A 26,182-nucleotide genomic window follows, 5' to 3' on the forward strand; every position below is an offset into this window, starting at 1 on the left:
AAAACTTTTAATTTCACACAAAGCGAAAAAATGAAAAAAATTATTTTTATGGGCACTCCATCTTACGCAACTTGTATTTTAAAAGCACTAGTAGAAAATGAAAATTTTAAACTCGTAGCACTTTTTACTCAGCCTGATAAAGCCGTAGGTAGAAAGCAAATTTTAACTCCAAGTGATACTAAGGCTTTTTTAAGTCAAAATTATCCTAGTATTCCTATTTTTACTCCAAGTTCTTTAAAAGATAAAAATATTATAAGAGAGATTAAGGATTTAAATCCTGATTTTATCGTGGTTGCTGCCTATGGAAAAATTTTACCTAAAGCCATTTTGGATTTAGCGCCTTGTGTGAATTTGCACGCTTCTTTACTTCCAAAATACCGTGGTGCCAGTCCGATCCAAAGTGCAATTTTAAATAAAGATGAAAAAAGTGGAGTTTGCACCATGCTCATGGAAGAAGGGCTTGACACAGGTGCTATACTTGAAAGCTTAGAATGTGATATAAAAGATAAAAATTCAAGTGAAGTTTTTGAACTTTTAGCAAATTTGGCCGCTAAGCTGATCCTCTCTACTCTTTTAAATTTTGATAAAATCACCCCTAAAAAACAAGAGGAAAGTCTAGCAACGCTTTGTAGAAAAATCAAAAAAGAAGATGGGCTTATAAATTTGCAAAATGCAAGAGAACTTTATCAAAAATATCTAGCTTTCACCCCTTGGCCTGGAGTTTTCTTGGAAAATGGACTTAAATTCTTAGAACTTGAACTTGTGGATGAATTAAAACAAAATGCTAAGATGGGTGAAATTTTAGAATTAGAAAAAGAAAGTTTTTTGCTTGCTTGCAAACAAGGAGTTTTGCGTATTAAAAAACTTCAAGAAAGTGGAAAAAAAGCTCTTGATGGCAGGACTTATTTAAATGGAAAAAGGCTTAAAAGTGAAGATAGTTTGTGTTGAAAGTATAGACTCAACTCATCTTTTTTTATGCGAGCAAATACGCAATGGAAAGATTGATGAAAATTTTGCTATTTATGCTTTAGAACAAACAAATGGAGTTGGAAGTAGGGAAAATTCTTGGCAAAGCTCTAAAGGAAATTTACATCTTTCTTTTTGTATTAAAGAAGAAGATTTACCAAAAGATTTACCTTTAGCTTCTGTGAGTATTTATTTTGCTTATTTACTTAAAGAAGTTTTACAAGAAAAAGGTTCTAAAATTTGGCTTAAATGGCCTAACGATCTATATTTAGATGATAAAAAAGCTGGAGGAGTTATAAGTGCTAAAATTTCAAATTTTATCATAGGCGGTATGGGTTTAAATCTTAAATTTGCACCCCAAAATACAGCTTTATGCGATATAGAAATTTCGCTTAAAGATTTAGTGAGTGAGTTTTTGCAAAAAGTAGAAAAAAAAATTTTATGGAAGAATATTTTTAGCAAGTATATGTTAGAATTTGAAAAATCAAGAAAATTTAGCGTCCATCATGAAGGTAAAGTTTTTTCACTTGAAAATTCTTTTTTGTACGAAGATGGTTCAATTTTACTAGGCGATAAAAGGGTGTATAGTTTAAGATGAGCGAAATTATTACAATAGCAAATCAAAAAGGTGGAGTAGGAAAGACTACAACAGCAGTAAATTTAGCCGCTTCTTTGGCTGTGGCTGAAAAAAAAGTACTTTTGATTGATGTTGATCCGCAAGCTAATGCGACTACAGGACTTGGTTTTAATCGTAATAATTATGAGTATAATATTTACCATGTTTTTATAGGAAGAAAAAAGCTTTCAGATATTATTTTAAAAACAGAATTGCCACAACTTCATTTAGCTCCTTCAAATATAGGTCTTGTAGGTATAGAACAAGAGCTTGCTAAAGGTGAAAATAATGAGAAAAAAATGCTTCTTAAAAATCAAATTCAAGAAGTAATTGATGAGTATGATTTTATTATTATTGATTCTCCACCTGCTCTTGGAAGTATTACTATAAATGCTTTTGCAGCAAGTGATAGCGTAATTATCCCTATACAGTGTGAATTTTATGCGCTTGAGGGTGTAGCTATGGTTTTAAATACAATTAAAATTATCAAAAAAACTATTAATTCTAAACTCAGGGTTCGTGGATTTTTACCGACAATGTATAGCTCTCAAAATAATCTTTCTAAAGATGTTGTAGATGATTTGAAACAAAATTTTAAAAAACAACTTTTTACTATTAATGGAAACGAAGATGACTTTATTGTGATCCCTCGCAATGTAAAACTTGCAGAAAGTCCAAGTTTTGGAAAGCCTATAATTCTTTATGATATTAAATCGCCAGGTTCTGTTGCTTATCAAAATTTGGCGTATTCTATATTAGGATAATTATAATGGGGTTAAATAAAGATAAGGGTTTAAGTAGTTTAATCAGTGATATGGATACTGTTTATAGCAAAGAATTGGGTTTTGATAAAAATCAAAGCACTATGATAGAAATTGATCAAATTTCACCCAATCCATTTCAGCCAAGAAAGAATTTTGATCAAGAAGCTTTAGATGAGCTTGCTAATTCTATCAAAGAATTTGGACTTATTCAGCCTATTATTGTATTTAAAAAAAATAATAAATTTATTTTAATTGCTGGGGAACGTCGCTTAAGAGCAGTGAAAGCATTAGGAAAAAAAGAAATTCTAGCTTTTATTGCTGATATTGATGAGAATAAACTTAGAGAATTGGCTCTTATTGAAAATATACAAAGAGAGAATTTAAACCCTATTGAACTTGCTAATTCTTATAAGGATTTGATGCAAGTTCATAAGATTACTCAAGAGAATTTAGCAGAACTTATTCATAAGTCTCGTACTCAAATAACAAATACTTTAAGACTTCTGAATTTAGATATTAGAACTCAAAAGTTGATTGCTTCTGGAAAAATTTCTCAGGGTCATGCTAAAGTTTTGGTTGGTTTAGATCAAAAAGATGAAAAAATGTTGGTTGATAGCATAATAGGTCAAAAACTTAATGTTAGAGATACTGAAAAAATAGTTAAAAAAATAAAAAATAATGAAAGCTTACCTAATCAAGAATTTGAAGATGAAATAAAAAAATTAAAACAAATACTAAATCGCTTTGGATTTGACTGCAAAAATAAAAATAATGATTTTGTAATTCATTTAGAAAATATTGATAAAATTAAAAAATTAATCAAAATGCTTGAAAAGCTTTAACCAAAATCTTAGCTTTTTTATGGTAAAATAGTCCTTCGAAAATTCTAACCAAGGAGAATTATGTTTGAAGATATGCATCCTTCCATAATGCTTGCTACTATGGCTATTTTTTTAGCTATGATAGTTATTTTAAATAGTATGCTGTATAAGCCGCTTTTAAAATTTATGGATGAAAGAAATGATTCTATAAAAAATGATGAGAATAAAGTAAAAGAAAATTCTCAAGAAGTTTTAGGTGTGAATGATGAATTAGAAGCTATTCATATTAACACTAGAGAAGAAATTCAAAAAATTAAACAAAGTGCTATAGCTGCTGCTAAAGAAGAGGCAGAGCAAATTCTTAGAAGCAAGAAAGAAGAATTAGAAAGAAAAATGGCCAGTTTTTATGCAGATTTAGCCGTTCAAAAAAAAGAGTTGCAAGAACATTTAAACATATATTTACCTGAGCTTAAGCAAGCTTTGCAAAATAACATAAAGAAAATTTAAGAGGAGAGAAATGAGTAAGTTATTCTTTATTATATTTTTGCTACCTTTATATGCTTTTGGTGCATCAAATGGTAGTGGAGAATATGATATTATTCCAAGGACTATTAATTTTCTAATTTTTGTGGCTATATTGTATTATTTTGTTGCAACTCCATTTAAAAATTTTTACAAAAACCGTATTGTAAAAATTTCTTCTAAACTTGATGAAATTCAAAAAAAACTTTTAGAAAGTAAAGCTAAGAAATTAGACACGATGAAAAAACTTGAAGAAGCTAAGGCAAGTGCTGCTGCCGCTTTAATTACAGCAAAAAAAGAAGCTGAAATTTTAGTTCAAAATATTAAGAAAGAGACTCAAGATGAGTTAGATTTACTTCAAAAACATTTTGAGGAACAAAAAGATTATGAATTTAGAAAAATGGAAAAAGAATTAGTATCAAATACTTTAAATGAAATTTTTTCTGATCCAAATATGACATTAAAACAGAGTGAAATAATAGAACTTATGATGAAGAAGGTATCTTAAATATGGAAAATATAATTGCAAGAAGATATGCAAAAGCGATAGCTTCAAGAGCTGATATAAATGATTTTTATCAGAATTTGTGTATTTTAAATTTTGCTTTTGTTTTGCCAAAATTTAAAAATATTATAGAATCTAATGAGATTAAAAAAGAAAGAAAAATGGAATTTCTTGATTCTTTTTTTGATATTAAAAATTCTAGTTTTCAAAATTTTTTAAGACTTTTGATTGAAAATTCAAGATTAGAATGCATTCCTCAAATAGTTAAAGAACTTGAAAGACAAAAAGCTTTTAAAGAAAATATTTTTGTTGGTATTGTGTATTCTAAAGAAAAATTAAGTCAAGAAAATCTTAAAGATCTTGAAGTAAAACTTAACAAAAAATTTGATGCAAATATTAAACTAAATAATAAAATCAGTCAAGATGATAGTGTTAAAATAGAATTAGAAGAATTAGGTTATGAACTTTCTTTTTCTATGAAAGCTCTTCAAAATAAGCTAAACGAATATATATTGAAAATTATCTAAGGAGAAAAAGTAAATGAAATTTAAAGCTGATGAGATCAGTTCAATAATCAAAGAAAGAATTGAAAATTTTGATTTAAATCTTGAAATTGAAGAAACAGGAAAAATTATTTCTGTAGCTGATGGTGTTGCTAAGGTATATGGACTTAAGAATATTATGGCTGGAGAAATGGTAGAATTTGAAAATGGTGATAAAGGAATGGCCTTAAACCTTGAAGAGTCGAGTGTAGGTATTGTTATACTTGGAAAAGGAGAAGGTTTAAAAGAAGGTGCTTCTGTAAAAAGACTTAAGAAATTACTTAAAGTTCCAGTAGGTGAGGCTTTGATTGGCCGTGTTGTAAATGCTTTAGGTGAGCCAATTGATGCTAAAGGTGTGATCAATGCTAATGAATATCGTTTTGTTGAAGAAAAAGCAAAAGGTATTATGGCGAGAAAAAGTGTTCATGAGCCTTTACATACAGGAATTAAAGCTATTGATGCGCTTGTGCCAATTGGTCGTGGTCAAAGAGAGCTTATCATAGGTGATAGACAAACAGGTAAAACTACTGTTGCTGTTGATACTATTATATCTCAAAGAGGTCAAGGAGTTATCTGTATATATGTTGCAATTGGTCAAAAGCAAAGTACAGTGGCACAAGTGGTTAAAAGACTAGAAGAACATGGTGCTATGGAATATACTATTGTTGTAAATGCCGGTGCTTCAGATCCTGCGGCTTTACAGTACTTAGCTCCATATACTGGTGTAACCATGGGTGAATTTTTTAGAGACAACGCAAAACATGCTTTAATTGTTTATGATGATTTGAGCAAGCATGCTGTAGCTTATCGCGAAATGTCTTTGATTTTACGTCGTCCTCCAGGTCGTGAAGCTTATCCAGGCGATGTTTTTTACCTTCATTCAAGATTGCTTGAAAGAGCAAGCAAGCTAAATGATGAATTAGGTGCTGGTTCTTTGACGGCATTGCCGATAATTGAAACACAAGCAGGAGATGTTTCTGCTTATATTCCAACTAATGTTATTTCAATTACAGATGGACAAATTTTCTTAGAAACTGATTTATTTAACTCAGGAATTCGTCCTGCAATTAATGTTGGTTTATCAGTATCTCGTGTAGGTGGGGCTGCTCAAATTAAAGCTACAAAACAAGTTTCAGGCACATTAAGACTTGACCTTGCTCAATATAGAGAGCTTCAAGCTTTTGCACAATTTGCTAGTGATTTAGATGAGGCAAGTAGAAAACAACTTGAACGTGGACAAAGAATGGTTGAACTCTTAAAACAACCACCTTATTCTCCGCTTAGCGTTGAAAAACAAGTAGTTTTAATTTTTGCAGGAACCAAAGGTTTCTTAGATGATATTGCTGTTTCTAGAATTAAGGAATTTGAAGATGGAATTTATCCTTTTATTGAGGCAAAACATCCAGATATTTTTGAGCAAATTCGCTCTAAAAAAGCTTTAGATTCTGATTTGGAAGAAAAACTAGCTAAAGCCATTAATGAGTTTAAAGCAAATCATTTATAAGGTCTTTTATGTCTAATTTAAAAGAAATTAAAAGAAAAATTAAAAGTGTTCATAACACTCAAAAGACTACAAATGCTATGAAGCTAGTTTCTACTGCTAAGTTAAAAAAAGCAGAAGAAGCAGCTAAAAGATCAAAAATTTATGCACAAAAAATCGATGAAATTTTGAGTGAAATTTCATTTCAGATCAATAAAATTGTTCACAATGAAGATGATGTGCGTTTATCTTTGTTTCATAAAAAAGAACAAATTAAAACCGTAGATTTAATATTTATCACTGCAGATAAAGGCTTATGCGGTGGTTTTAATATTAAGACTTTAAAAACAGTAAGTGAAATGCTAAAAGAATATGAAGCAAAAAATATTAATATTCGTCTTAGAGCTATAGGTAAAACTGGGATTGAATATTTTAATTTTCAAAAAATAGAATTGTTAGAGAAATATTTCCATCTTAGTTCTAGTCCTGATTATGAGAAAGCATGTGAAGTAATTCATGCTGCTGTAGATGATTTTTTAAATGGAAATACAGATGAAGTGATTTTAGTTCATAATGGTTATAAAAATATGATTACCCAAGAACTTAAAATTAATCATCTTATTCCAGTTGAGCCAAAGAGTATTGAACAGACTCATAATTCTCTTTTAGAGCTTGAACCGGAAGGAACTGAGCTTTTAGAAGATTTAATGAAAACGTATTTTGAGTATAATATGTATTATGCGTTAATCGATTCTTTGGCGGCAGAGCATAGCGCAAGAATGCAAGCTATGGATAATGCAACTAATAACGCAAAGGCAAGAGTGAAACAACTAAATTTAGCTTATAACAAAGCAAGACAAGAATCCATTACTACTGAGCTTATAGAGATTATCAGTGGTGTTGAATCAATGAAATAGTAAAATTTTAAGGAGAAGATAAATAATGCAAGGATTTATTTCACAGGTATTAGGTCCGGTTGTTGATGTAGATTTTAACGACTATTTACCTCAAATTAATGAAGCAATTGTTGTAAATTTTGAAAGCGAAGGAAAAAAACATAAACTTGTTTTAGAAGTAGCAGCTCATTTAGGAGATAATAGAGTTAGAACTATTGCTATGGATATGACAGATGGTTTGGTAAGGGGCTTAAAAGCTGAGGCTTTAGGTGCTCCTATTAGTGTTCCTGTTGGTGAGAAAGTTTTAGGAAGAATTTTCAATGTTACTGGAGATTTGATCGATGAAGGTGAAGAAATTTCTTTTGATAAAAAATGGGCAATTCATAGAGATCCACCAGCTTTTGAAGATCAAAGCACAAAAAGTGAGATTTTTGAAACAGGGATTAAAGTTGTAGATTTACTTGCTCCTTATGCAAAAGGTGGTAAAGTAGGTCTTTTTGGTGGTGCAGGTGTTGGTAAAACTGTTATTATTATGGAGCTTATTCACAATGTTGCATTTAAGCATAGCGGCTATTCTGTATTTGCAGGTGTGGGTGAGAGAACTCGTGAAGGAAATGACCTTTATAATGAAATGAAAGAAAGTAATGTTTTAGACAAAGTTGCTCTATGTTATGGACAAATGAATGAACCACCAGGGGCAAGAAATCGTATTGCTTTAACAGGTTTAACAATGGCTGAGTATTTTAGAGATGAAATGGGTCTTGATGTGCTTATGTTTATTGATAATATCTTTAGATTTTCACAATCAGGTTCTGAAATGTCAGCACTTTTAGGAAGAATTCCATCAGCTGTGGGTTATCAACCAACCTTAGCAAGTGAAATGGGTAAATTCCAAGAAAGAATTACTTCAACTAAAAAAGGCTCAATCACTTCAGTTCAAGCTGTTTACGTTCCAGCTGATGACTTAACAGACCCAGCTCCAGCAACTGTTTTTGCTCACTTAGATGCTACAACGGTTTTAAATAGAGCTATTGCTGAAAAGGGTATTTATCCTGCAGTTGACCCACTTGACTCAACTTCAAGAATGCTTGATCCAAATATCATTGGAGAAGAACATTATAAAGTTGCTCGTGGTGTTCAATCAGTGCTTCAAAAATACAAAGATTTACAAGATATCATCGCCATTTTAGGTATGGATGAGCTTAGCGAAGAGGATAAACTTGTAGTTGAAAGAGCAAGAAAGATTGAAAAATTCTTATCACAACCATTTTTCGTTGCAGAAGTTTTCACAGGTAGCCCAGGAAAATATATAAGCCTTGAAGATACAATAGCAGGATTTAAGGGAATTTTAGAAGGTAAATATGATCATTTACCAGAAAATGCTTTCTATATGGTTGGAAATATAGATGAAGCTATTGCAAAAGCGGATAAATTAAAAGGTTAATTTATGAACGATTTGATTAATTTCGAGATAGTTACGCCTTTGGGTGTAATCTATCAAGGAGAAGTAAAATCTGTTACTTTACCAGGTAGTGAAGGAGAATTTGGTGTGCTTAAAGGACATGCTGCTTTGGTTTCTTCTTTAAAATCTGGAGTAATTGATATTGAAAAAGCTGATTTAAATCATGAGTTAGTTGCTATTGATGCTGGACATGCAAAGGTAGATGAAGATAAGATTTGCGTGTTAGCAAAGGGTGCGATTTGGGTTTGTGGAAGTGATGAAAGTGAGATTGAAAGAAATCTTGCTCAAGCAAAAGATTTGATTAAATCTATGAGTTCTGATAATGCAGCTTTAGCAGCAACTTTTTCAAAACTTGATAATGCAAGGATGCATTAATGAATTTTGAAGCTATATTTCATTTTTTCAATAGTTCAAGTATTATTACTTATATAGTTTTATTATGGCTTTCTTTATATTTTATTTTAGCATTTAGTATTTTGTTTGCTAGATTGACTTATTTGGCTACATGGAGAAACAAGGAGAAAGAAAGTTTAGAAACTTTGCTCTTGGGTGAGAAGGATTTAAGTCGTACTGATTCGATTTTAAGAAAATGTAATGATACAACTTCAAATCATTTAGAAATCTATAAAAATTTAGCAAGTCGCCGCGCTTCTGCTGGACTTACTTGGCTTAGTATTATTGCTTCAACTTCACCTTTTATAGGTCTTTTTGGGACAGTTATTTCTATACTTGAAACTTTTGGTGGGCTTGGAACTCAAAATTCTTTAAGTCTCATAGCTCCTAAAATCAGTGAGGCTTTAGTTGCTACAGGTTGTGGTATTTTAGTAGCAATTCCTGCTTATACATTTCATCTCATCATTAAAAGAAAAGCTTTTGAACTTTTAAGCATTATTGATAGCGAGATTAAAGTTATAAGTTCGAGTAAATAAGGTTAAAAATGCCATTTGATGATGAAAAACCTGAACTTAATATCACACCTTTAGTAGATATTATGCTTGTATTGCTTGCGATTTTAATGGTAACAGCTCCAAGCATTACTTATGAAGAAAAAATTAATCTTCCACAAGGTAGTCAAAAAAATACTAGCGCTCCAACTGTTAAGAGTTTAATTATTAGTATTAATGCAAAAAAAGAAATTTTTTTAAATCAAGAAAAATACGATTTTATAAGTTTTGCTGACAATCTTGCTCAAAGAAAAGCACAATTTAATACCGAAGATCCGGTTTTTATACGCGCTGATAAAAGCTTAAAATATGACGATGTTATTTCAGTCTTAAGAAGTGTAAAAAATTTAGGATTTAATAAAGTTGCTTTACAGACTGAATAATCATGAAAAATTATGGTTTGAGTAATTTAAATTCGTTTTTACTTGCTTTAGCAATATATGTTGGTATAGTAATTCTTGTTTTTTTTAGACTTGTAAGCGAGGTTGAACCTGCTATACAATATACCGATATAAAAGATAGTTTTGTAGATATTGAACTTGCTGAACCATCAAAACAAGTTATTACTCAAAGCAACACTCCTAAAGAAATACAAAAATCAACAGAGCAAATTGATATAGAAAAGCTTTTTGCTCAGACTACAAATAAAACAGTTAAAACCGAAGATATTGACCAAAAGGCAAGTAATTTTAATGAGCTTTTTGGAAATATTAAAGAAATACAAGAAGAAAAGACTACAAAAATTCAATCAAGTGCTAAATCAGGAATTTCTAGTGCCCCAAAACCTCAAGCTTCTGAACTTGTAAAACAACTTAATGATAGCTTGCTTCAAGAAGAAAGTTCAACACAAGGTGAAAGTACAAAGGCACAAAAAATTGGAATTTATGATGAATTTTTAGGGAAAGTTGTGCGTATTATCACTCAAAGATGGACTCAGTATTATCCAAATAGTGAAAAAATTTCTGTTAAGGTAAAAATTTTTATTGATGAAAATGGAAAATTTGGCTATACTTCAGTTGAAAAAAGTGGGAATCCTTTATATGATGCTAAAGTGGCTGAATTTTTACAAAGTCAAAAAGGTAAATTTATTACTTATCCTCCGCAAAATAAAAATATAAGCATTATCATGAATTTAAGAGATGAAGTGAAAGTTAAAAATGATTAGGAGAAAAAAATGAAAAAAATTGTAGCAATTTTTTTAGTCTTTTTAGGAAGTCTTTGGGCAGAAGATCCAGTGATTGATGTTGTTAATTCTGGTGTAGTTTTACCAAAGATTATTGTTAAAGACAATTCAAATTTAAGTGACGAGAATTTAAAGAAAAGCTTTTATAATATCATTGTGAACGATTTGAAAGTAAGTTCAAACTTTGAAGTTGTTGCTAATGCAACTGAGACAAGTAATTATATTTTTGAATACACTTTAAATAAAAATGGTAACACTTTGAGTTTAAATGTAAAAATAAAAGCTGGCGGTTCTGATAAGTCAGAGCAAACTTATACTTTAAATGGTTTAGAGCAATATCCATTTTTGGCACATAAAAGCGTCAAAGCTTCTGTAAATGCGTTAGGACTTGCACCTGTTGATTGGATGGATCATAAAATTTTGATCGCGAGAAATTCTAGCTCTAAAAAAAGTCAAATTATTATGGCTGATTATACTTTAACTTATCAAAAAGTTATTGTTGATGGTGGACTTAATTTATTTCCAAAATGGGGAAATAAAGAACAAACTCTATTTTATTATACAGCTTATGATCATGATAAGCCAACTTTATACCGTTATGATTTAAATACCAATAAAGCTAGTAAAATTTTATCAAGTGGCGGTATGGTTGTAGCAAGTGATGTGAATGTAGATGGAAGTAAACTACTTGTTACCATGGCTCCAAAAGATCAGCCTGATGTTTATTTATATGACTTAAATACCAAAAATCTAACACAATTAACTAATTATTCTGGTATTGATGTTAATGGAAATTTTATTGGCTCAGATGATAGTAAAGTGGTATTTGTAAGCGATCGTTTAGGATATCCTAATATTTTTATGCAAGATTTAAATAGCAATAGTGCTGAACAAGTTGTTTTTCATGGTAGAAACAATTCGGCTGTTTCGACTTATAAAGATTTTTTGGTTTATTCAAGTCGTGAACCAAATCAAGCAGGTGTTTTTAATATTTATTTGATGTCAATTAATAGTGATTATATTCGTCAACTTACAGCAAATGGAAAAAATTTATTTCCAAGATTTTCTAGTGATGGTGGAAGTATAGTATTTATCAAATATTTAGGTGCGCAAAGTGCTTTGGGTGTTATTCGTGTAAATGCAAATAAGACTTTTTATTTTCCTCTTAGGGTTGGAAAAATTCAATCAATTGATTGGTAAAAATTTCAATTTTAGGTTAAAATTAATTAAAAATTAGATATAATAATAAGAATTTATTAACTTTGAAAGGTCATAAATGAAAAAAATTCTTTTTACTTCAATCGCAGCTCTTGCAGTTGTTATTAGTGGTTGTAGCACAAAAAGCACTAGCGTAAGCGGTGATAGTAGTGTTGATTCAAATCGTGGTTCAGGTGGAAGTGATGGTTGGGATATTGATTCAAAAATTTCTCAACTTAATGATACTTTAAATAAAGTATATTTTGATTTTGATAAATTCAACATTCGTCCTGATATGCAAAATGTTGTAAGCACAAATGCTAATATTTTTAACACTGAAGTAAGCGGTGTAAGTATTACTGTTGAAGGAAACTGCGATGAGTGGGGAACCGATGAATATAACCAAGCTCTAGGTTTAAAAAGAGCAAAAGCTGTAAAAGAAGCTTTAATCGCTAAAGGTGTAAATGCTGATAGAATTGCTGTTAAAAGCTATGGAGAAACAAATCCTGTGTGCACTGAAAAAACTAAAGCTTGCGATGCGCAAAATAGACGTGCTGAATTTAAATTATCAAGATAATTAATGAAAAAAATATTCACAGTAGCTCTTCTTGGAGCTACTTTACTTTATGCAGAAAGCTCAGCTTTTGGTGCAGGAGATATAACAAGCAATTCTTCTTATGGTTTAACTTCAAATGAAAAATTATTTAAAGAAAAGTTAGATAATTTAAATAATGAAAATATACAAACAAATGCTAGAATTAATGAAATTAACGAAAGAATCGAGGGTTTACAAAGCACTTTAGAAGGTATAAATTCTCAATATGCCAAATCAAATTCTAGATTAAGTCAAGTTGAAGAGAATAATCAAAATATTGAAAATAATTTTACTAGTGAAATTCAAAAATTAAAGGCTTATGTTGAAGAAAGTAGAAAAATTCAAGAAGCTAATAATAAGCAAGTAAAAAAAGTTTTAGCCGAACTTAGTTCTTTAGTAGATGCTATTAATGCAAATTATGTTTCTAAAAACGAATTAAATGATGCAAATTTAAGCGTTAAAACTATTACACCTAGTGTTGTTGTTTCAACTACAGATTCAAATAGTACCATTGAAAACAATAATACTCAAAATACCCAAGATGATAAAGCAAAACAAATTGATGAATCTTGGAAAAAGAAAAAAAATAATGAAATTTTAGAATTAGCGATAAAAGATGTTGATAAAAATGCTTTTGAAGATTCCAAAGCAAAATTAAATTTTCTCATAACAAAGCAGTATAAACCTGCAAGAGCAAATTTTTGGTTAGGGGAGATCGAGTATAAACAAAAAAATTATAACAATGCTATTGTTTATTATAAAAAAAGTTCTTCTTTGAGTACAAAAGGAGATTATTTCCCAAAACTTTTATATCATACTGCCATTTCATTGGATAAAACAGGTGATACAAAAACAGCAAATGGTTTTTATAAAGCTTTAAAAACTAATTATCCAAATTCACCCGAAGCAAAAGCTTCACCTAATAGAAAATAAATTAAGGAGATAAAATGGCTATAGAAAAAAATAGTGTAGTTTCAATGTTTTATGAGTTAAAAGATGCAAATACAAATGAAGTTTTAGAATCAAATTTATATTCTCAACCTATTTCTTTTATTTTAGGCAAAGGTCAGATTTTAGAAAGCTTAGAAGAAGAAGTGATGAAGCTTGATTGCCCTAGCAATGCTGATGTGGTAATTAAAAAAGAAAAAGGTTTAGGCGAATACGATGAAAATGCGGTTCAAACTTTACCAAAAGAGCAATTTGCAGGTATTGATTTAAAAGTAGGTATGGAACTTTTTGGCGAAGGTGAAAATGGCGAAACCGTTCGTGTAACTGTAAAAGAAATTGGTGAAAATGATGTGACAATTGATTATAATCACCCTTATGCAGGTCGTGATTTGCTTTTTTCTTTAAATATCGTAGATGCTAGAGCTGCAAGTGAAGATGAAATTCTTACAGGTATTATCGCAGGAAGTCATAGTTGTGGTTGTGGGAGCGGACATGGGCACGATCATCATCACGGACACGGACACGGTGGCGGCGGTTGCTGTGGCGGCGGTGGTTGCGGTTGTCATTAATGAAGACTGCGTTTATATTTCCAGGTCAAGGCTCACAAAGTCTTGGCATGGGAAAAGATTTTTATGAAAACTCTATAAAAGCCAAAGAACTCCTTCAAAACGCAAGTGATTTTTGTAAGATTGATTTTAAACATTTGCTTTTTGAAGAAAACGAAAAACTCAATCAAAGTGAATTTACTCAACCCGCCATCGTTTTAAATTCCTTAATGGCTTATAGTGTTTTACTTGAAAAAAAACCTGATTTAAGTTCGAAATTTGCTTTAGGGCATTCTTTGGGAGAATTTTCAGCCTTAGCTGTTAATAGTGCTTTTGATTTTTTAGAGGCTCTTTCTTTGGTCAATAAAAGAGGACTTTTTATGCAAGAAGATTGTGCAAAAGTTGAAGCAGGTATGATGGTGGTTTTGGGGCTTGATGATGAAAAGGTTGAAGAGCTTTGTCAAAAAGCACAAAAAGAAAACAAGCAAATTTTTGCTGCAAATTATAACTGCGATGGACAAATCGTTGTAGCAGGTTTAAAACCTGATTTAGCAAGTTATGAAAGTGTATTTAAAGAAGCAGGAGCTAAAAGAGCTATGCTTTTAAATATGAGCGTGGCAAGTCATTGTCCTCTTTTGGAAAATGCTTCAGCTAAGCTTTGTGTGGAGCTTGAAAAGGTATTAAAACCAAATTTTAAAGCCGTGCTTTCTAATGCAAATGCTAAAATTTATACATGTAAAGAAGAAGCCCTTGAACTTTTAAAAGCACAACTTATCTCACCTGTGCTTTATAAACAAAGCATTAAGGCATGTGAAAATGAAGTAGATTATTTCATAGAATTTGGTGCAAGCGTGCTTAAGGGTTTGAATAAAAAAATCACTTCAAAAGAAACTTATGCTTTAACAAATATGAATGATATTGATGAATTTTTAAAGGTTATATGATGAAAATAGCAATTTTAGGAGCCATGAGTGAAGAAATCACTCCTTTGCTTGAAACACTTAAAGATTATACAAAAATAGAACACGCTAATAATACTTATTATTTTGCAAAGTATAAAAATCATGAACTTGTTTTAGCGTATTCTAAAATCGGCAAGGTAAATTCTACTCTTAGTGCTAGTGTGATGATAGAAAAATTTGGCGCACAAGTGTTGCTTTTTACGGGTGTTGCAGGTGCTTTTAATCCAGAGCTTGAAATTGGTGATTTGCTTTATGCAACAAAATTAGCTCAATACGATCTTGATATTACCGCTTTTGGGCATCCTTTGGGTTTTGTTCCAGGTAATGAAATTTTTATCAAAACCGATGAGAAATTAAACAATCTTGCTTTAGAAGTTGCTAAGGAATTAAATATCAAACTGCGTGCAGGCATTATTGCAACGGGTGATGAGTTTATTTGCGATGAAGCAAAAAAAGCAAAAATCAGAGAAATTTTCAATGCTGATGCTTGTGAAATGGAAGGCGCAAGTGTGGCTTTGGTTTGTGATGCCTTAAAGGTGCCTTGTTTTATCTTAAGAGCTATGAGTGATAAAGCAGGGGAAAAGGCTGAATTTGATTTTGATGAATTTGTGATCAATTCAGCTAAAATTTCAGCCAATTTTGTGCTTAAAATGTGCGAGAAATTATGATAAATCTTAGCAAAAAACTTATACGCCAAGTTGCACAAGCTAATGCTAAATTTGGACTTATTAAAGATGGAGATAGGGTTCTTTTAGGGCTTAGTGGCGGGAAAGATTCTTTGGCTTTAGCCCATCTTTTAAATCGTATGCAAGCTCATGCTCCTTTTGAATTTGAACTTGAAGCGGTAACTTTGAGTTATGGCATGGGCGAGGATTATTCTCATCTTCATGCACATTGTGAAGAACACGGCATTAAACATAGCGTGCTTGATTCAAATATTTATGAAGTTTCAGGCGATACCATAAGAGAAAATTCAAGTTTTTGTAGTTATTTTTCGAGAATGCGTCGTGGAGCTTTATATACTTACGCTCTTGAAAAAGGTTTTAACAAGCTTGCTATAGCCCATCATTTAGATGATGCAGCAGAAAGCTTTTTTATGAATTTTATTCATAATGGAGCTTTAAGAACCTTAGCGCCTATTTATCAAAGCAAACGCGGTATAACTGTGATACGCCCTTTGATTTTTGTGCGAGAAAGACAGCTTAGGGATAATGCTACGCAAAATGAACTTAGCGTGATAGGAAATGAATTTTGTCCTGGTATGAAACTCAGCGAAAAAAATGTAAAATTTCCACACGCTAGAGAAGAAGCTAAACAGCTTTTAGCAAATTTAGAAAAAGATCATCCTAAGTTTTTTACAAGCTTAAAAACTGCTTTTGCAAATTTACACACAGAAAGTTTTTGGCTAGAAAGGACAAAAATATGAAAAAAGCTTTTGTTTTAGTGGATTATCAAAATGATTTTATTGATGGAAGTTTAGGTTTTGATAAGGCTTTAAAAATCAAAGAAAATATTCTTAAAGCCTTAAATCAAATCGATTTTAATAACACGCATTTGCTTTTAACCTATGATACGCATGATGAGCATTATCTACAAAGTAAAGAAGGTTTAAATTTACCTGTAAAACATTGCATTAAAGAGAGTTTGGGTTGGCAAATGCCAAAGGAATTTGAACCTTTTTTACAAAAAGCTCATAAAATTTTTTATAAAAATACTTTTGGTAGCTTAGAATTAGCTAATTTCATACAAAAAAGTGATTATGAAGAACTTCATTTTGCAGGGCTTGTTTCTCATATTTGTGTGTTTTGTAATATTATTTTAGCTTTTGGTGCTAAGCCTAATGCAAGGATAATTTTACACCAAAATTTAAGTGCAAGTTTTGATGAAAATTTAGAAAAATCCGCTTTTGATATACTTAGGGCTTATGGTATTGAAATTGTTTAATGCAAGGCTTTATACTTCATACTCAAAAAGTTAAAGATGAGGATTTGATTGTTTATATTTTAAGTCCTAAAATGCTTATTAAGGCTTATCGTTTTTATGGACTTAGACATTCTAGTATTTTAAGCGGCTATAAAATCGACTTTGCTTTAGAAGAAAATCCTAGTTTTTTACCAAGACTTAAAGATGTATTGCATTTGGGATTTTTATGGATTATGCAAAGGGATAAAATGCTTATTTGGCAAGAATTTATCCGTCTTTTATATAGGCACTTAAAAGATGTAGAAGAGCTTGATAGTTTTTATTTTGATTTACTTGATGAGTGTGTGAAAAGGTTTGAAAAACAAAATCCAAAGCGTGTTATTGTTGATGCTTATTTAAAAATTTTGGAATTTGAAGGAAGATTGCATAAAGATTTTTTTTGTTTTGCCTGTGATGAGAAAATTCAAAATTCCATTACATTGCTAAGGGCTTTTTTACCTTCGCATTCTCAATGTGCTTTAGGATTTGAGTTTGAAGAGAAAAAACTAAAACGATTTTATAGTAGTAAAAATTGTGCGATTTTTGATGATGAAGAAATAGAAAATTTATATCATTTGATTAAGGAAGGTTTATGATATTAAGTGATGAAAAATGTGATTTTTTAGAATCTATAGCAAGTTTTTTAAGTCCTAAAGATGTGGAGCTTGTCTTTGTGGATAGTAAAGAAATGCAAGAAATTAACTTAGAGCAAAGAAAACAAGATAAAACCACTGATGTACTTTCTTTTCCACTTGAAAATATCGATGAGAGTTTGCCTTTGGGTTCTGTTGTGATCAATGTGGATTTGGCAAAAGAAAAGGCTAAAGAGTTAGGGCATAGCTATGAAGAAGAAATAAGCTTGCTTTTTATCCACGCTATGCTTCATTTGTTAGGTTTTGATCATGAAAATGATAATGGAGAAATGAGAGAAAAAGAGAAAGAACTTATAGAGCATTTTAATTTACCTAAAAGTTTGATTGTAAGGACTTTGGAAGATTAAGTAAGATTTTTTTCAAGGGCTAGAAGACTTGCGCTTTATATTTTAAATATATGAGTAAAAATATTAAAAAAAATCATTTTTGCCGATTTACTTTAGAATAAAATTTATTCCAAGGTGATAAAGATGATAGTATTTCCTCTAAGCTCTTTTAATAGATATTTTGGAAACAATCCTTTGCAAACACTTACCAAAATAAGAGATGAAAGTATTGAAAATGGAAATCCCGAGCTTACAAAAAAACAAAGAGAAGAATTAGGTAATGATTTGATAGATTTGTATAAGATTTCTAAAAAATTCAGCGATAAAATAGAATTAGTCGAGGGTTCAATAGAAGATAAGCTTAGAAACAATGAATTACCAGAATCAGAAGTTAAAAATTTATTTCAATGGATGGATGAAAATGCTAAACACCCTCGTTGGATGCATATTGATGGCGTGAGTTATGATGAAGCTTATGTTAAAATTTTTCACATAAGCAAAAGTATAGATGAATTTAAAGAAAAATATCTTGAGCTTCAAAAAAAATATTTTGTTGATTTTAACAATATTGATTCATCTCAGAAAAAACTGCAAGAAACTTCAGAAGAAGACAAAAAAGCTTTCAAACCTATACAAGTAGAAAGTAAAAGTGAAACCTACAAAGATGATAATAAAATGAATGAGCTTTTAAGAAAACTACTAGAAACTAAATTTGGCACAAGCGATGAGTTAGAACTTCTTTTTGGTATGAAATTTAGTGATGATAACACAGGAGAATTTAATAAAATTCTTTCTTTAAATTCTACACCAAAAGGTATAGATATTAAGGCTTAAGGTTTTTTAATTATAAAAATCGATCAAGCTAAACTAAAAAATTCTTCTATTTTTTTTCGCATTTTTTCTGTATTGTCGATACGATTGACTTCATCTCTAAAGACTGAAGCGTCTTTGTGTCCTTTAGAATACTCGTGTAAATGCTTGCGAAATATACTTACGCCTTGATCTTTGTAGTGTTTTATCATTTCATCAAAATGAGTGAGTATGATTTCTTTTTTGAGTTTTTCATCTACACTTTTACCGCTTTTGATTTCATAAAATATCCAAGGATTTCCTACGCTTGCACGCCCTATCATGAGTCCATCACATTTTGTGATTTTATAAACTTCTTTAGCGTTTTGTGCGTTAATATCGCCATTTGCAATCACAGGAATTTTCACGCTTGCTTTAGCATTGGCAATGGATTCATAATCGGCTTTTCCGCTATAAAGCTGTTTTCTTGTGCGTCCATGAATACTTACAAAATCCACCCCCAAGCTTTCGCAAATTTTAGCCATTTTTTCAGGATATTTTTCATTAAATCCTAGTCGAAATTTCACACTTGTAAGGCTTTTTTTATTGTTTTCTTTAATCACTCCTACAAGATTTTTAAAAAGCTCTAAATTTTCTAGCAAAGCACTGCCAGCACATTGTTTAACAACTTTATTTACAGGGCAACCGCAATTAAAATCGATCCCATCTACAAAATCCATTTCATTTAGCATTTGCACTGCTTTTTTTAGCACTTCTTTATCTCCACCTGCAATTTGGACTATATAGGGATTTTCTAATTCAGCTCTTTCTAGCATATGTAAAGTTTTAGAACTTTCATAAACTAAGGCATTAGAACTTATCATTTCACTTATGGTAATATCAGCGCCAAATTTTTTTACTACATTACGAAAAGGCAGATCTGAAAAACCTGCCATAGGGGCTAAAAACAGGGGTTTTTTGCTAAAATCTATCATTGTATGAGTTGATTTAGATCGATTTTGATATTTTTTTCACGCAAGGCTAAAAAGGCTTTAAAATCATTAAATTTTTTATCATCATTGTGAATTTGTTCTCTTAACTCATCTAAAAGTCCAAATTCAGCCAAAAGATATAAATATGCTCTTAAAGCTTCGCTTTTTTCATTTTTAATTTTGTTAAAAATTCCTAAAATAGCATCAGGATTTAAAAGTTTAGTACTTAGTTTTGCTGCGTTAAGATAGTCTTTTTCGCTTAATATGTTGTGTGAAAGTAAAACTTCATATTCTGCTACACTAAGTTCTAAATTTCCTTCTTTAAAACGCTTGATAAGTGTGAGAACTTCAGAAGGCTTTTTAGGGATTTTTACATTTTTAATTTGCTCATAACTAGCTTTTTCTATAAGAGTGTTAAAAGCAATTTCTTCAAATTCATCTTTGATTTCATTAAGGTTTTTAAGTTTGTTATAGGCATAATTTGCATCATTTTTGAGATGATTTTTTTCATTTTGCAAATATAAAACATTGTTATTTTCGAGTTTAAATTTGCTAAGGTTAAAAAATTCGTTTTTATTTAAACCATCAATAAGATCTAAAATTTCATTGATTTTATTTGAGTGTGGAATTTTTTCATGTGTTTTTATGGTTTTAAAAAGTTGTGCTACAGATCTAAATTCTTTTGTTTGAAAAGTGGTTTTAAGATCTTTTTCAAGGAGTAAATCTTGAGTATAAGCTTCAAATTTAGCTGCATCTTTAAAAAAATGCTTAAATTTTAAATAACGCAAAAATCCATAAAATGCTATGTGTAAAACGGCTAAAATCATATAAATAAATAAAGGAATAACAAGCCATATCATAATAGGTAGTTCAAAGGTATAAGTGCTGATATTTAGAGTATAGCTTCCTAATTCTAGATGCCAAGCAAAGGCAAAAATAAGTGCTATATAAATAAAACTTGCAAGTAAGAAGAGTTTAATTTTCATGTTTTTTTCCTTGTTCCGCAATTTGACGGCAAGTGATACAATATCTTGCGTGAGGTTTGACTTTTAGTCTTTGAGAGTCGATTTCATCATCGCAAGATTCGCAAATTCCATAAGTGCCGTTTTTGATTTTATCTAAAGAATCTTCGATTTCTATGAGTTCTTCTTTGAGATTGGTACTGATAGCAAAGTCAATTTGAGAGCCTGTTTCTATGACAGAAAAATCTACACTATCGCTTGGGACGCTATTGTGAAGAGCTTCGATTTCATTCGAATTGCTTTGCAAATTTTCTAAGATGGCTTTTTTTCTTTCTTCTAAAATATTTTTGAAATTTTGTATTTCATTTTTTTTCATTTTAAAACTTTCTATTTGTGATAAGGGTGATTGTTGTTGATGCAAAATGCACGATAAATTTGTTCTAAAAGTAAGGTTTTAACAAATTGATGTGCTAAAGTAAGTTTGCTTAATGATAGTCTAAAATCCAAACTTTGATTAAATTCTTCTCTTAAACCATAAGCACCGCCTATAAAAAAACTTAATTCATTTTTATCTTGGATGAGTTTTGCAAATTCTATACTTGTAAGATCTTTCCCTTTTTCATCAAGAGCGATACAATAGCCTTTTTTATAAGGCATAAAAGCTTCTTCATAGCTTTTTTTTGCTTCTATGGCATTTAAATTTTGAGCTAAGGCTATTTTTTTATTAAAAACATTTATTTCTTTTAAAGTGGCGTATTTGGAGATGAGTTTAGAGTATTTCTCATTCCAAGTTTTAAATTCATCACTTTTTTGAATACAAAAGATATTAACTTGCAAATTATTTTCCACTAAAAAATTTTAGTACATCGCTAAGATATTGTTTTTGTTCTCCTCTTTCAACTATGGCATCTATAAGTCCATGTTCTAACAAGAACTCTGCTTTTTGAAAACCTTCAGGCAAATCTGCTCCTATAGTTTGTTTGATAACTCTTGCACCAGCAAAACCTACTAAAGCTTCAGGTTCAGCGATGATTAAATCTCCAAGCCAAGCAAAAGAAGCACTTACCCCACCCATAGTAGGATCAGTTAAAATGCTAATATAAGGAAGTTTTTCTTTGCTAAGAAGTTTAAGTGCGGCACTAGTTTTGCTCATTTGCATCAAAGAATAAGTGCTTTCTTGCATTCTAGCTCCACCACTTGCACTTACGATGACAAGAGGGGTTTTACTTGTGATGGCTCTTTGTATAGCTCTAACGATTTTTTCTCCTTCAACAGAACCTAAAGATCCGCCCATAAAAGAAAAATCAAATACAACAAGTTGGGTTTTTAAACCATTGATTTCACATTCTCCACTGATGACAGAACTTTTTCTACCTGTTTTACTTTCACCTTCGCTAAGGCGTTTTTTATAGGATTTGCTATCAACAAATTTTAAAGGATCTATAGCTTCTAAATTTGCATCATACTCAATAAAACTGCCTTCATCGCTTAAAAGTTTAATACGTTCATCAGCTGAAATTCTCATGTGATAATTGCATTTAGGACAAACATTAAAACAAGATTCTATTTCTTTATAATACATCAAAGCATGACAACTTTGGCATTTTACCCAGTGATTTGGAGCTTCTTTAATACTAGGTTGTTGTCTTCTTATTTTTGAAAAAATATCTGCAAAATTCATATATTCACCTAATTATTTTTTAAAAATTCTAAGATTATATCAAAAATTTTTTTGTCTTGGCTTAGGAGAAGGAAATTTTCATTTTTTTCTATATATAAATTTTGATGAATTGCTAAAGCAGCTGCTGTATCAAAAATTCGTGTTTTTCCAAGAATTAATACAAAACTAAAATACGAAGCATAAGCAAGACTTAAGGCTGTTGCACCCAAAGAGCGAAATTTTAATTGATTTTTTGTTAAAAAATCGAGAAGTTCTGGATAAAATGAAATTTTTTCAACTATACCTATTTTAGGAAATAGATTAGGTGTTAAGGGTGAGTATTTTGGATCGGAAAGATTAGATTTAAAAGCTTGATTGTTCTTAAAAGCAAAAATTTCTTGACTGACAAGATTGCAAACAAAAGCACTTTTTGCCTGATCTTTTTCCATAAGAGCTATAGAAGTCCCATAAAATGGTATTTTAGAAACAAAATTTGAACTTCCATCCAAAGGATCAAGAATCATTTGTTTTGGGCTAGCTTTTCCGATCAATCCGCTTTCTTCAGAAAAAATTTGTCCAAAACAACTAAGATATTTTATGAAAATTTGTTCACATTTTAAGTCAAGCTCATAGCCTTGATTTTTATCATAGCCTAATTTAGAGCAAAGTTTAAGATCATTTTGTGGGATATTGTTTAGATACTTGCGTATTTGCAAATTTGCATTCAAGCAAGCATCTAAAAATTCTTTCATTAAAAGCGTGTTCCAAGATTAAATTCAAAACTATTAGTATCATCACCTTTTTTATCATTAAGAGGTTTGGCAAATACAAGTTGTAAAGGTCCAATAGGTGTAATCCATTCAATGCCTATACCTGTACTCATTCTTTTTATTTCATCTAAATTTTTACGCCCTATCATACCATAATCAAAAAACACGCTACCACGAAGTTTGATTCTATCAATCAAAGGAAAACTAAGTTCTACGGAATTGGCAAAAGCTATGGTTCCGCCTATTTCATCTCCCCATTGATTTTTAGGACTTACTGTTCTGCTTTCAAAACCGCGTATCGATCTAATACCACCTAAATAAATTCTTTGGTTAATTGGTAAATAACCTTCATCCCATACTTTATAAAAACTCGCTTTATAGCGATAAATAAGATCATATCCTATATAGTCTTGCAAACCTTGATAAAAGTTAAATTTAGAGCTTGATGAAATAAATTCTTGATCTCCGCCAAGTCCAGCGTATTCTAAACTAGTTGAAGCAATAATACCTGATCGTGGCAGATAATAATCATCTGTATTGTTAAAGGTGATTGCTGGAGTTATAGAGCTTTTAATACTTTTGCCAAGTTCATATCCTGTTCTTAAAAGAGTTGGACTTAAGTGATATATATCGCTTTGTTCAAGATTATAAGTTAAGCTTACATTATAGTATCTTGCAAATTGGCGTCCAACTGTTATATCAAAGCCGTAATTTTTTTCTGAATAATTATCCCATTCATAGTCATTTGAATAAAGTGTTCCACCCAGACTATATTGACTATCAAGAACGCGTGGATTTACGAGACTAATCCTTCCCGATAAAGTATCATCGCTTTTATCTACGCTTACAGAGCTTTTTATTCCTGAACCAAAGATATTTGTATCCGATAAAGAAGCGTTAAGCAAAATACCATCGCTTGATCCATAGCCAATGCCTCCAGAAATAGCTCCTGTAGAAGCTTCTTTAACATCAACAATCAAATCAATATGTGTATCATCAACTTTTTCTTCTTTGATATTTACATCGTCAAAATAAGAAGTTCTTTTTAAAGCATTTTTTGACTCGCTTAAGTCTGTTCTATTGTATAAATTACCTTCTGTTATATATAATTCTCGGCGTATGACGCGATCTACGGTGCGTGAATTTCCTGAAATAATAACATTTCTTATATAAACTTTATCGTGAGGGATTACTTTAAATACAACGGTGGCTTCTTGAGTTTGATCATTTTTTTGAATATCAGGATAGACTTCTACAAACGCATAACCCAAATCAGCACTTTGTGTTTCTATGGTTTTAACATCTTTTCTAATGTCTTCGATATTGATAGTTTTGCCAGCGCTTGATCTTAAATCTTTTACGGTTTGTGCATTTTGCTTATCATCAAATAAAGGATTTTCTATGCTTATACTTTTAATTTTATAAGGCTTTCCTTCTTTGATAAAATAAGTCAAATTTGCTTGATAAGTATCTGTGTAGGTTTTAAGATAAGGGGAGGATACTTGAACATCTAAATATCCTTTTTTCATATATTCATCAGCAATTCTTGAACTATCGTTACTAAGTTCAAAAACTTTTAATTTTCCATCATTGCGTCCCCACATCCATCCCATAAATTCTTTTTCTTTGTTAACAACAGCAGGTTCTATATCAGAATATGAAAATTTCTTTGCTCCACTTAAATGAACATTATCAATAATGATATTTTCACCACGATTTACTATAAATTCAAGCTCTAGTCCATCAGTATTTTCTAAAGTCTTTTTTTTGTATTCTACAATAGTATCAAAATAACTTTTTGCTTCATAATAAGCTTTAATGCGTTCAATAGCTTCTTTTATACTTCCTTCATCAAGTAGTGTACCTCTTTTAATCCCTAAAATACTTTCAACTTGTTTTCTATCATTTGAAGCTATACCTGTGATAGTAACCTTTGCTATAGTTGGTTTTTCAGTAACTATAATTTCCAAAATTCCATTGTTGTTTTCTACTGCAATATTTTCGAAATAATTTTGTTTATAAAGATTAAGAATAGCAGTGTTGATTTTTGCAGGATTTATTTCCTCGCCTATTTTAAGCCCCGTGATATTTATAGCGCTTGTGTTCGATAAATGATTTAATCCGATAAATTTAATATCTTTAATGGTTGCTGCATTGGCCATAGCAACTAAAGCACAAATACTAATAAGATGTTTTTTCATTGATTTTTTACCTAAAGCTTTATTAAAAGCTGTATAATAGCAAAAAAAATTTAACAAAAAAACTAAGGTAGAAAGTATGAAAATAGCAATTATAGGGCTTGGGCTTATGGGTGGATCTTTAGGGCTTTGTTTGAAAGAAAATAAGCTTATTTCTTGTGTTTATGGTATGGATTTAAGCAAAGAAAATGAAAAAGATGCCCTGCAATTAGGTCTTATTCATGAGCTTATAGAATTTAAAGATTTAGCTTTATGTGATATGATTTTTGTCGCAACTCCTGTTGATGCTATTATAGAAATTTTGCAAAAGTTAGTTGATTTGCCTTCTAATGTAACAATTATAGAGCTTGGAAGTACAAAAAGAAAAATTATAGAAAGTTTGCCTAAGAATTTAATCAAACAAACTCTTTTTGCTCATCCTATGACAGGAACTGAAAATTCAGGTCCAAAAGCAGCTTTTAAAGAGCTTTATAAAGATGCAGTTTGTGTTCTTTGTGATAGTGAAATAGCTGATGATTTACATCAAAAAAGAGCGGTAGAAATTTTTTCTCATTTAGGGATGAAAATTGTTTTTATGGATAGTAAAGCCCATGATCATCATGCTGCTATTATTTCTCATTTGCCTCATGTTATAAGTTTTTCTTTGGCAAATTTTGTAATGAAGGAAGAAGATAAAAGAAATATTGTTCATTTAGCCGGAGGATCTTTTAAAGGTATGAGCAGAATTGCCAAATCATCGCCACAAATGTGGGAAAGTATTTTTTTACAAAATAAAGATAACTTATTAAGTTCTATTGATTTTTTTCAACAAGAATTAGAGAGATGTAAACAAATGATACAATTAGACAAAAACGATGAATTAAGAGAATGGATGAAACAGGCTAATACCCTAAGAGAAATTTTATAAATTTGCTAGATATTT

Annotated in this window: 33 protein-coding genes; 26 read left to right on the forward strand and 7 right to left on the reverse strand. The window is 30.6% G+C overall.

Annotated features, from left to right (window positions below; genetic code table 11):
• Positions 1-30 precede the first annotated feature (30 nt).
• The 25 genes from fmt (at position 31) to FBF22_RS00610 (ending at position 18,723) form a co-directional block, all read left to right on the forward strand.
• Positions 31-948, forward strand: a complete 918-nt coding sequence (fmt, locus tag FBF22_RS00490; RefSeq protein ID WP_002859775.1) for a methionyl-tRNA formyltransferase — start codon at positions 31-33, stop codon at positions 946-948.
• Entirely contained in the window at positions 911-1,564 is a 654-nt protein-coding gene (locus tag FBF22_RS00495) for a biotin--[acetyl-CoA-carboxylase] ligase (RefSeq protein WP_002859776.1), read from the forward strand. The genes fmt and FBF22_RS00495 overlap by 38 nt, the downstream gene beginning before the upstream one ends.
• On the forward strand, positions 1,561-2,346 hold the full coding sequence (locus FBF22_RS00500) for an AAA family ATPase (RefSeq protein ID WP_002851697.1): 786 nt from the start codon (positions 1,561-1,563) through the stop codon (positions 2,344-2,346). Before FBF22_RS00495 ends, FBF22_RS00500 begins: the two co-directional genes overlap by 4 nt.
• A 5-nt stretch (positions 2,347-2,351) precedes the next feature.
• Positions 2,352-3,188 carry a ParB/RepB/Spo0J family partition protein gene (locus tag FBF22_RS00505; RefSeq protein WP_002885348.1) on the forward strand — a complete coding sequence of 279 codons (837 nt, stop codon included), beginning with the start codon at positions 2,352-2,354 and terminating at the stop codon, positions 3,186-3,188.
• A gap of 60 nt (positions 3,189-3,248) precedes the next feature.
• On the forward strand, positions 3,249-3,674 hold the full coding sequence (locus FBF22_RS00510) for a FoF1 ATP synthase subunit B' (protein ID WP_002854521.1): 426 nt from the start codon (positions 3,249-3,251) through the stop codon (positions 3,672-3,674).
• Between the two features lie 10 nt (positions 3,675-3,684).
• Positions 3,685-4,197: a F0F1 ATP synthase subunit B gene (locus FBF22_RS00515; protein WP_002851681.1), complete on the forward strand. Its 513-nt coding sequence runs from the start codon at positions 3,685-3,687 to the stop codon at positions 4,195-4,197.
• Between the two features lie 2 nt (positions 4,198-4,199).
• Positions 4,200-4,721 (forward strand): F0F1 ATP synthase subunit delta, encoded by a 522-nt coding sequence (locus FBF22_RS00520; protein ID WP_002854623.1) that lies wholly within the window; start codon positions 4,200-4,202, stop codon positions 4,719-4,721.
• 13 nt (positions 4,722-4,734) lie between these two features.
• Positions 4,735-6,240 carry a F0F1 ATP synthase subunit alpha gene (gene atpA / locus FBF22_RS00525; RefSeq protein ID WP_002851836.1) on the forward strand — a complete coding sequence of 502 codons (1,506 nt, stop codon included), beginning with the start codon at positions 4,735-4,737 and terminating at the stop codon, positions 6,238-6,240.
• A gap of 8 nt (positions 6,241-6,248) precedes the next feature.
• Positions 6,249-7,133: an ATP synthase F1 subunit gamma gene (gene atpG / locus FBF22_RS00530; RefSeq protein ID WP_002860587.1), complete on the forward strand. Its 885-nt coding sequence runs from the start codon at positions 6,249-6,251 to the stop codon at positions 7,131-7,133.
• A gap of 25 nt (positions 7,134-7,158) precedes the next feature.
• Positions 7,159-8,556, forward strand: coding sequence for a F0F1 ATP synthase subunit beta (gene atpD / locus FBF22_RS00535; protein WP_002852005.1), 1,398 nt, complete (start codon positions 7,159-7,161; stop codon positions 8,554-8,556).
• Positions 8,557-8,559: 3 nt separating this feature from the next.
• Positions 8,560-8,949 carry an ATP synthase F1 subunit epsilon gene (gene atpC / locus FBF22_RS00540; RefSeq protein ID WP_002885351.1) on the forward strand — a complete coding sequence of 130 codons (390 nt, stop codon included), beginning with the start codon at positions 8,560-8,562 and terminating at the stop codon, positions 8,947-8,949.
• Positions 8,949-9,503, forward strand: coding sequence for a MotA/TolQ/ExbB proton channel family protein (locus tag FBF22_RS00545; RefSeq protein WP_002885353.1), 555 nt, complete (start codon positions 8,949-8,951; stop codon positions 9,501-9,503). The genes atpC and FBF22_RS00545 overlap by 1 nt, the downstream gene beginning before the upstream one ends.
• A gap of 8 nt (positions 9,504-9,511) precedes the next feature.
• Complete coding sequence (locus FBF22_RS00550; protein ID WP_002866730.1) at positions 9,512-9,901, forward strand: ExbD/TolR family protein; 390 nt, start codon at positions 9,512-9,514, stop codon at positions 9,899-9,901.
• A 2-nt stretch (positions 9,902-9,903) separates the two neighbouring features.
• Positions 9,904-10,683 (forward strand): TonB C-terminal domain-containing protein, encoded by a 780-nt coding sequence (locus FBF22_RS00555; RefSeq protein WP_002885354.1) that lies wholly within the window; start codon positions 9,904-9,906, stop codon positions 10,681-10,683.
• Between the two features lie 9 nt (positions 10,684-10,692).
• On the forward strand, positions 10,693-11,901 hold the full coding sequence (tolB, locus tag FBF22_RS00560; protein WP_002858647.1) for a Tol-Pal system protein TolB: 1,209 nt from the start codon (positions 10,693-10,695) through the stop codon (positions 11,899-11,901).
• A gap of 76 nt (positions 11,902-11,977) precedes the next feature.
• Entirely contained in the window at positions 11,978-12,475 is a 498-nt protein-coding gene (gene pal / locus FBF22_RS00565) for a peptidoglycan-associated lipoprotein Pal (RefSeq protein WP_002851617.1), read from the forward strand.
• A gap of 3 nt (positions 12,476-12,478) precedes the next feature.
• Positions 12,479-13,426, forward strand: a complete 948-nt coding sequence (locus tag FBF22_RS00570) for a tetratricopeptide repeat protein (protein WP_002851738.1) — start codon at positions 12,479-12,481, stop codon at positions 13,424-13,426.
• A 14-nt stretch (positions 13,427-13,440) separates the two neighbouring features.
• The gene (locus FBF22_RS00575; RefSeq protein ID WP_002851661.1) at positions 13,441-14,010 is read left to right on the forward strand and encodes a peptidylprolyl isomerase; all 570 of its coding nucleotides are present in this window, start codon (positions 13,441-13,443) and stop codon (positions 14,008-14,010) included.
• Between the two features lie 47 nt (positions 14,011-14,057).
• Positions 14,058-14,930 (forward strand): ACP S-malonyltransferase, encoded by an 873-nt coding sequence (locus FBF22_RS00580; protein WP_234740478.1) that lies wholly within the window; start codon positions 14,058-14,060, stop codon positions 14,928-14,930.
• Complete coding sequence (gene pfs / locus FBF22_RS00585) at positions 14,927-15,616, forward strand: aminodeoxyfutalosine nucleosidase (RefSeq protein WP_002860591.1); 690 nt, start codon at positions 14,927-14,929, stop codon at positions 15,614-15,616. Before FBF22_RS00580 ends, pfs begins: the two co-directional genes overlap by 4 nt.
• A complete protein-coding gene (locus FBF22_RS00590) occupies positions 15,613-16,374 on the forward strand; it encodes a tRNA 2-thiocytidine(32) synthetase TtcA (RefSeq protein ID WP_002885356.1) in 762 nt (253 codons plus the stop codon). Before pfs ends, FBF22_RS00590 begins: the two co-directional genes overlap by 4 nt.
• On the forward strand, positions 16,371-16,892 hold the full coding sequence (locus tag FBF22_RS00595) for a cysteine hydrolase family protein (RefSeq protein WP_002785057.1): 522 nt from the start codon (positions 16,371-16,373) through the stop codon (positions 16,890-16,892). Before FBF22_RS00590 ends, FBF22_RS00595 begins: the two co-directional genes overlap by 4 nt.
• Positions 16,892-17,506 (forward strand): recombination protein RecO, encoded by a 615-nt coding sequence (gene recO, locus FBF22_RS00600; protein ID WP_002885357.1) that lies wholly within the window; start codon positions 16,892-16,894, stop codon positions 17,504-17,506. Before FBF22_RS00595 ends, recO begins: the two co-directional genes overlap by 1 nt.
• Positions 17,503-17,910 carry an rRNA maturation RNase YbeY gene (ybeY, locus tag FBF22_RS00605; RefSeq protein ID WP_002851664.1) on the forward strand — a complete coding sequence of 136 codons (408 nt, stop codon included), beginning with the start codon at positions 17,503-17,505 and terminating at the stop codon, positions 17,908-17,910. Before recO ends, ybeY begins: the two co-directional genes overlap by 4 nt.
• 123 nt (positions 17,911-18,033) lie before the next feature.
• Positions 18,034-18,723, forward strand: a complete 690-nt coding sequence (locus FBF22_RS00610; RefSeq protein WP_052777746.1) for a hypothetical protein — start codon at positions 18,034-18,036, stop codon at positions 18,721-18,723.
• A gap of 23 nt (positions 18,724-18,746) precedes the next feature.
• Here the strand turns inward: FBF22_RS00610 and FBF22_RS00615 are convergent, their stop codons facing one another.
• Genes FBF22_RS00615 through bamA form a run of 7 tightly spaced genes read right to left on the reverse strand, consistent with a single transcriptional unit; the run spans position 18,747 to position 25,263 of the window.
• A complete protein-coding gene (locus tag FBF22_RS00615) occupies positions 18,747-19,673 on the reverse strand; it encodes a tRNA-dihydrouridine synthase (protein WP_165433236.1) in 927 nt (308 codons plus the stop codon).
• Entirely contained in the window at positions 19,670-20,656 is a 987-nt protein-coding gene (locus FBF22_RS00620; protein ID WP_002851806.1) for a hypothetical protein, read from the reverse strand. Before FBF22_RS00620 ends, FBF22_RS00615 begins: the two co-directional genes overlap by 4 nt.
• Entirely contained in the window at positions 20,646-21,008 is a 363-nt protein-coding gene (gene dksA, locus FBF22_RS00625) for a molecular chaperone DnaK suppressor DksA (protein ID WP_002851949.1), read from the reverse strand. The genes FBF22_RS00620 and dksA overlap by 11 nt, the downstream gene beginning before the upstream one ends.
• 11 nt (positions 21,009-21,019) lie before the next feature.
• On the reverse strand, positions 21,020-21,469 hold the full coding sequence (locus FBF22_RS00630; RefSeq protein WP_002885411.1) for a 23S rRNA (pseudouridine(1915)-N(3))-methyltransferase RlmH: 450 nt from the start codon (positions 21,467-21,469) through the stop codon (positions 21,020-21,022).
• 1 nt (position 21,470) lies between these two features.
• A complete protein-coding gene (accD, locus tag FBF22_RS00635; protein WP_002857277.1) occupies positions 21,471-22,313 on the reverse strand; it encodes an acetyl-CoA carboxylase, carboxyltransferase subunit beta in 843 nt (280 codons plus the stop codon).
• 8 nt (positions 22,314-22,321) lie between these two features.
• Entirely contained in the window at positions 22,322-23,044 is a 723-nt protein-coding gene (locus FBF22_RS00640; RefSeq protein WP_002859348.1) for an inositol monophosphatase family protein, read from the reverse strand.
• Entirely contained in the window at positions 23,044-25,263 is a 2,220-nt protein-coding gene (bamA, locus tag FBF22_RS00645) for an outer membrane protein assembly factor BamA (RefSeq protein WP_002885413.1), read from the reverse strand. Before bamA ends, FBF22_RS00640 begins: the two co-directional genes overlap by 1 nt.
• Positions 25,264-25,339: 76 nt before the next feature.
• Here bamA and FBF22_RS00650 point away from each other — a divergent pair, with 76 nt between their 5' ends.
• The gene (locus tag FBF22_RS00650) at positions 25,340-26,167 is read left to right on the forward strand and encodes a prephenate dehydrogenase (protein WP_002851653.1); all 828 of its coding nucleotides are present in this window, start codon (positions 25,340-25,342) and stop codon (positions 26,165-26,167) included.
• The last annotated feature ends 15 nt before the right edge of the window (positions 26,168-26,182 follow it).

The sequence above is a fragment of the Campylobacter sp. CFSAN093260 genome (assembly GCF_012890095.1).
GTDB classification, from domain to species: Bacteria; Campylobacterota; Campylobacteria; order Campylobacterales; family Campylobacteraceae; genus Campylobacter_D; species Campylobacter_D jejuni.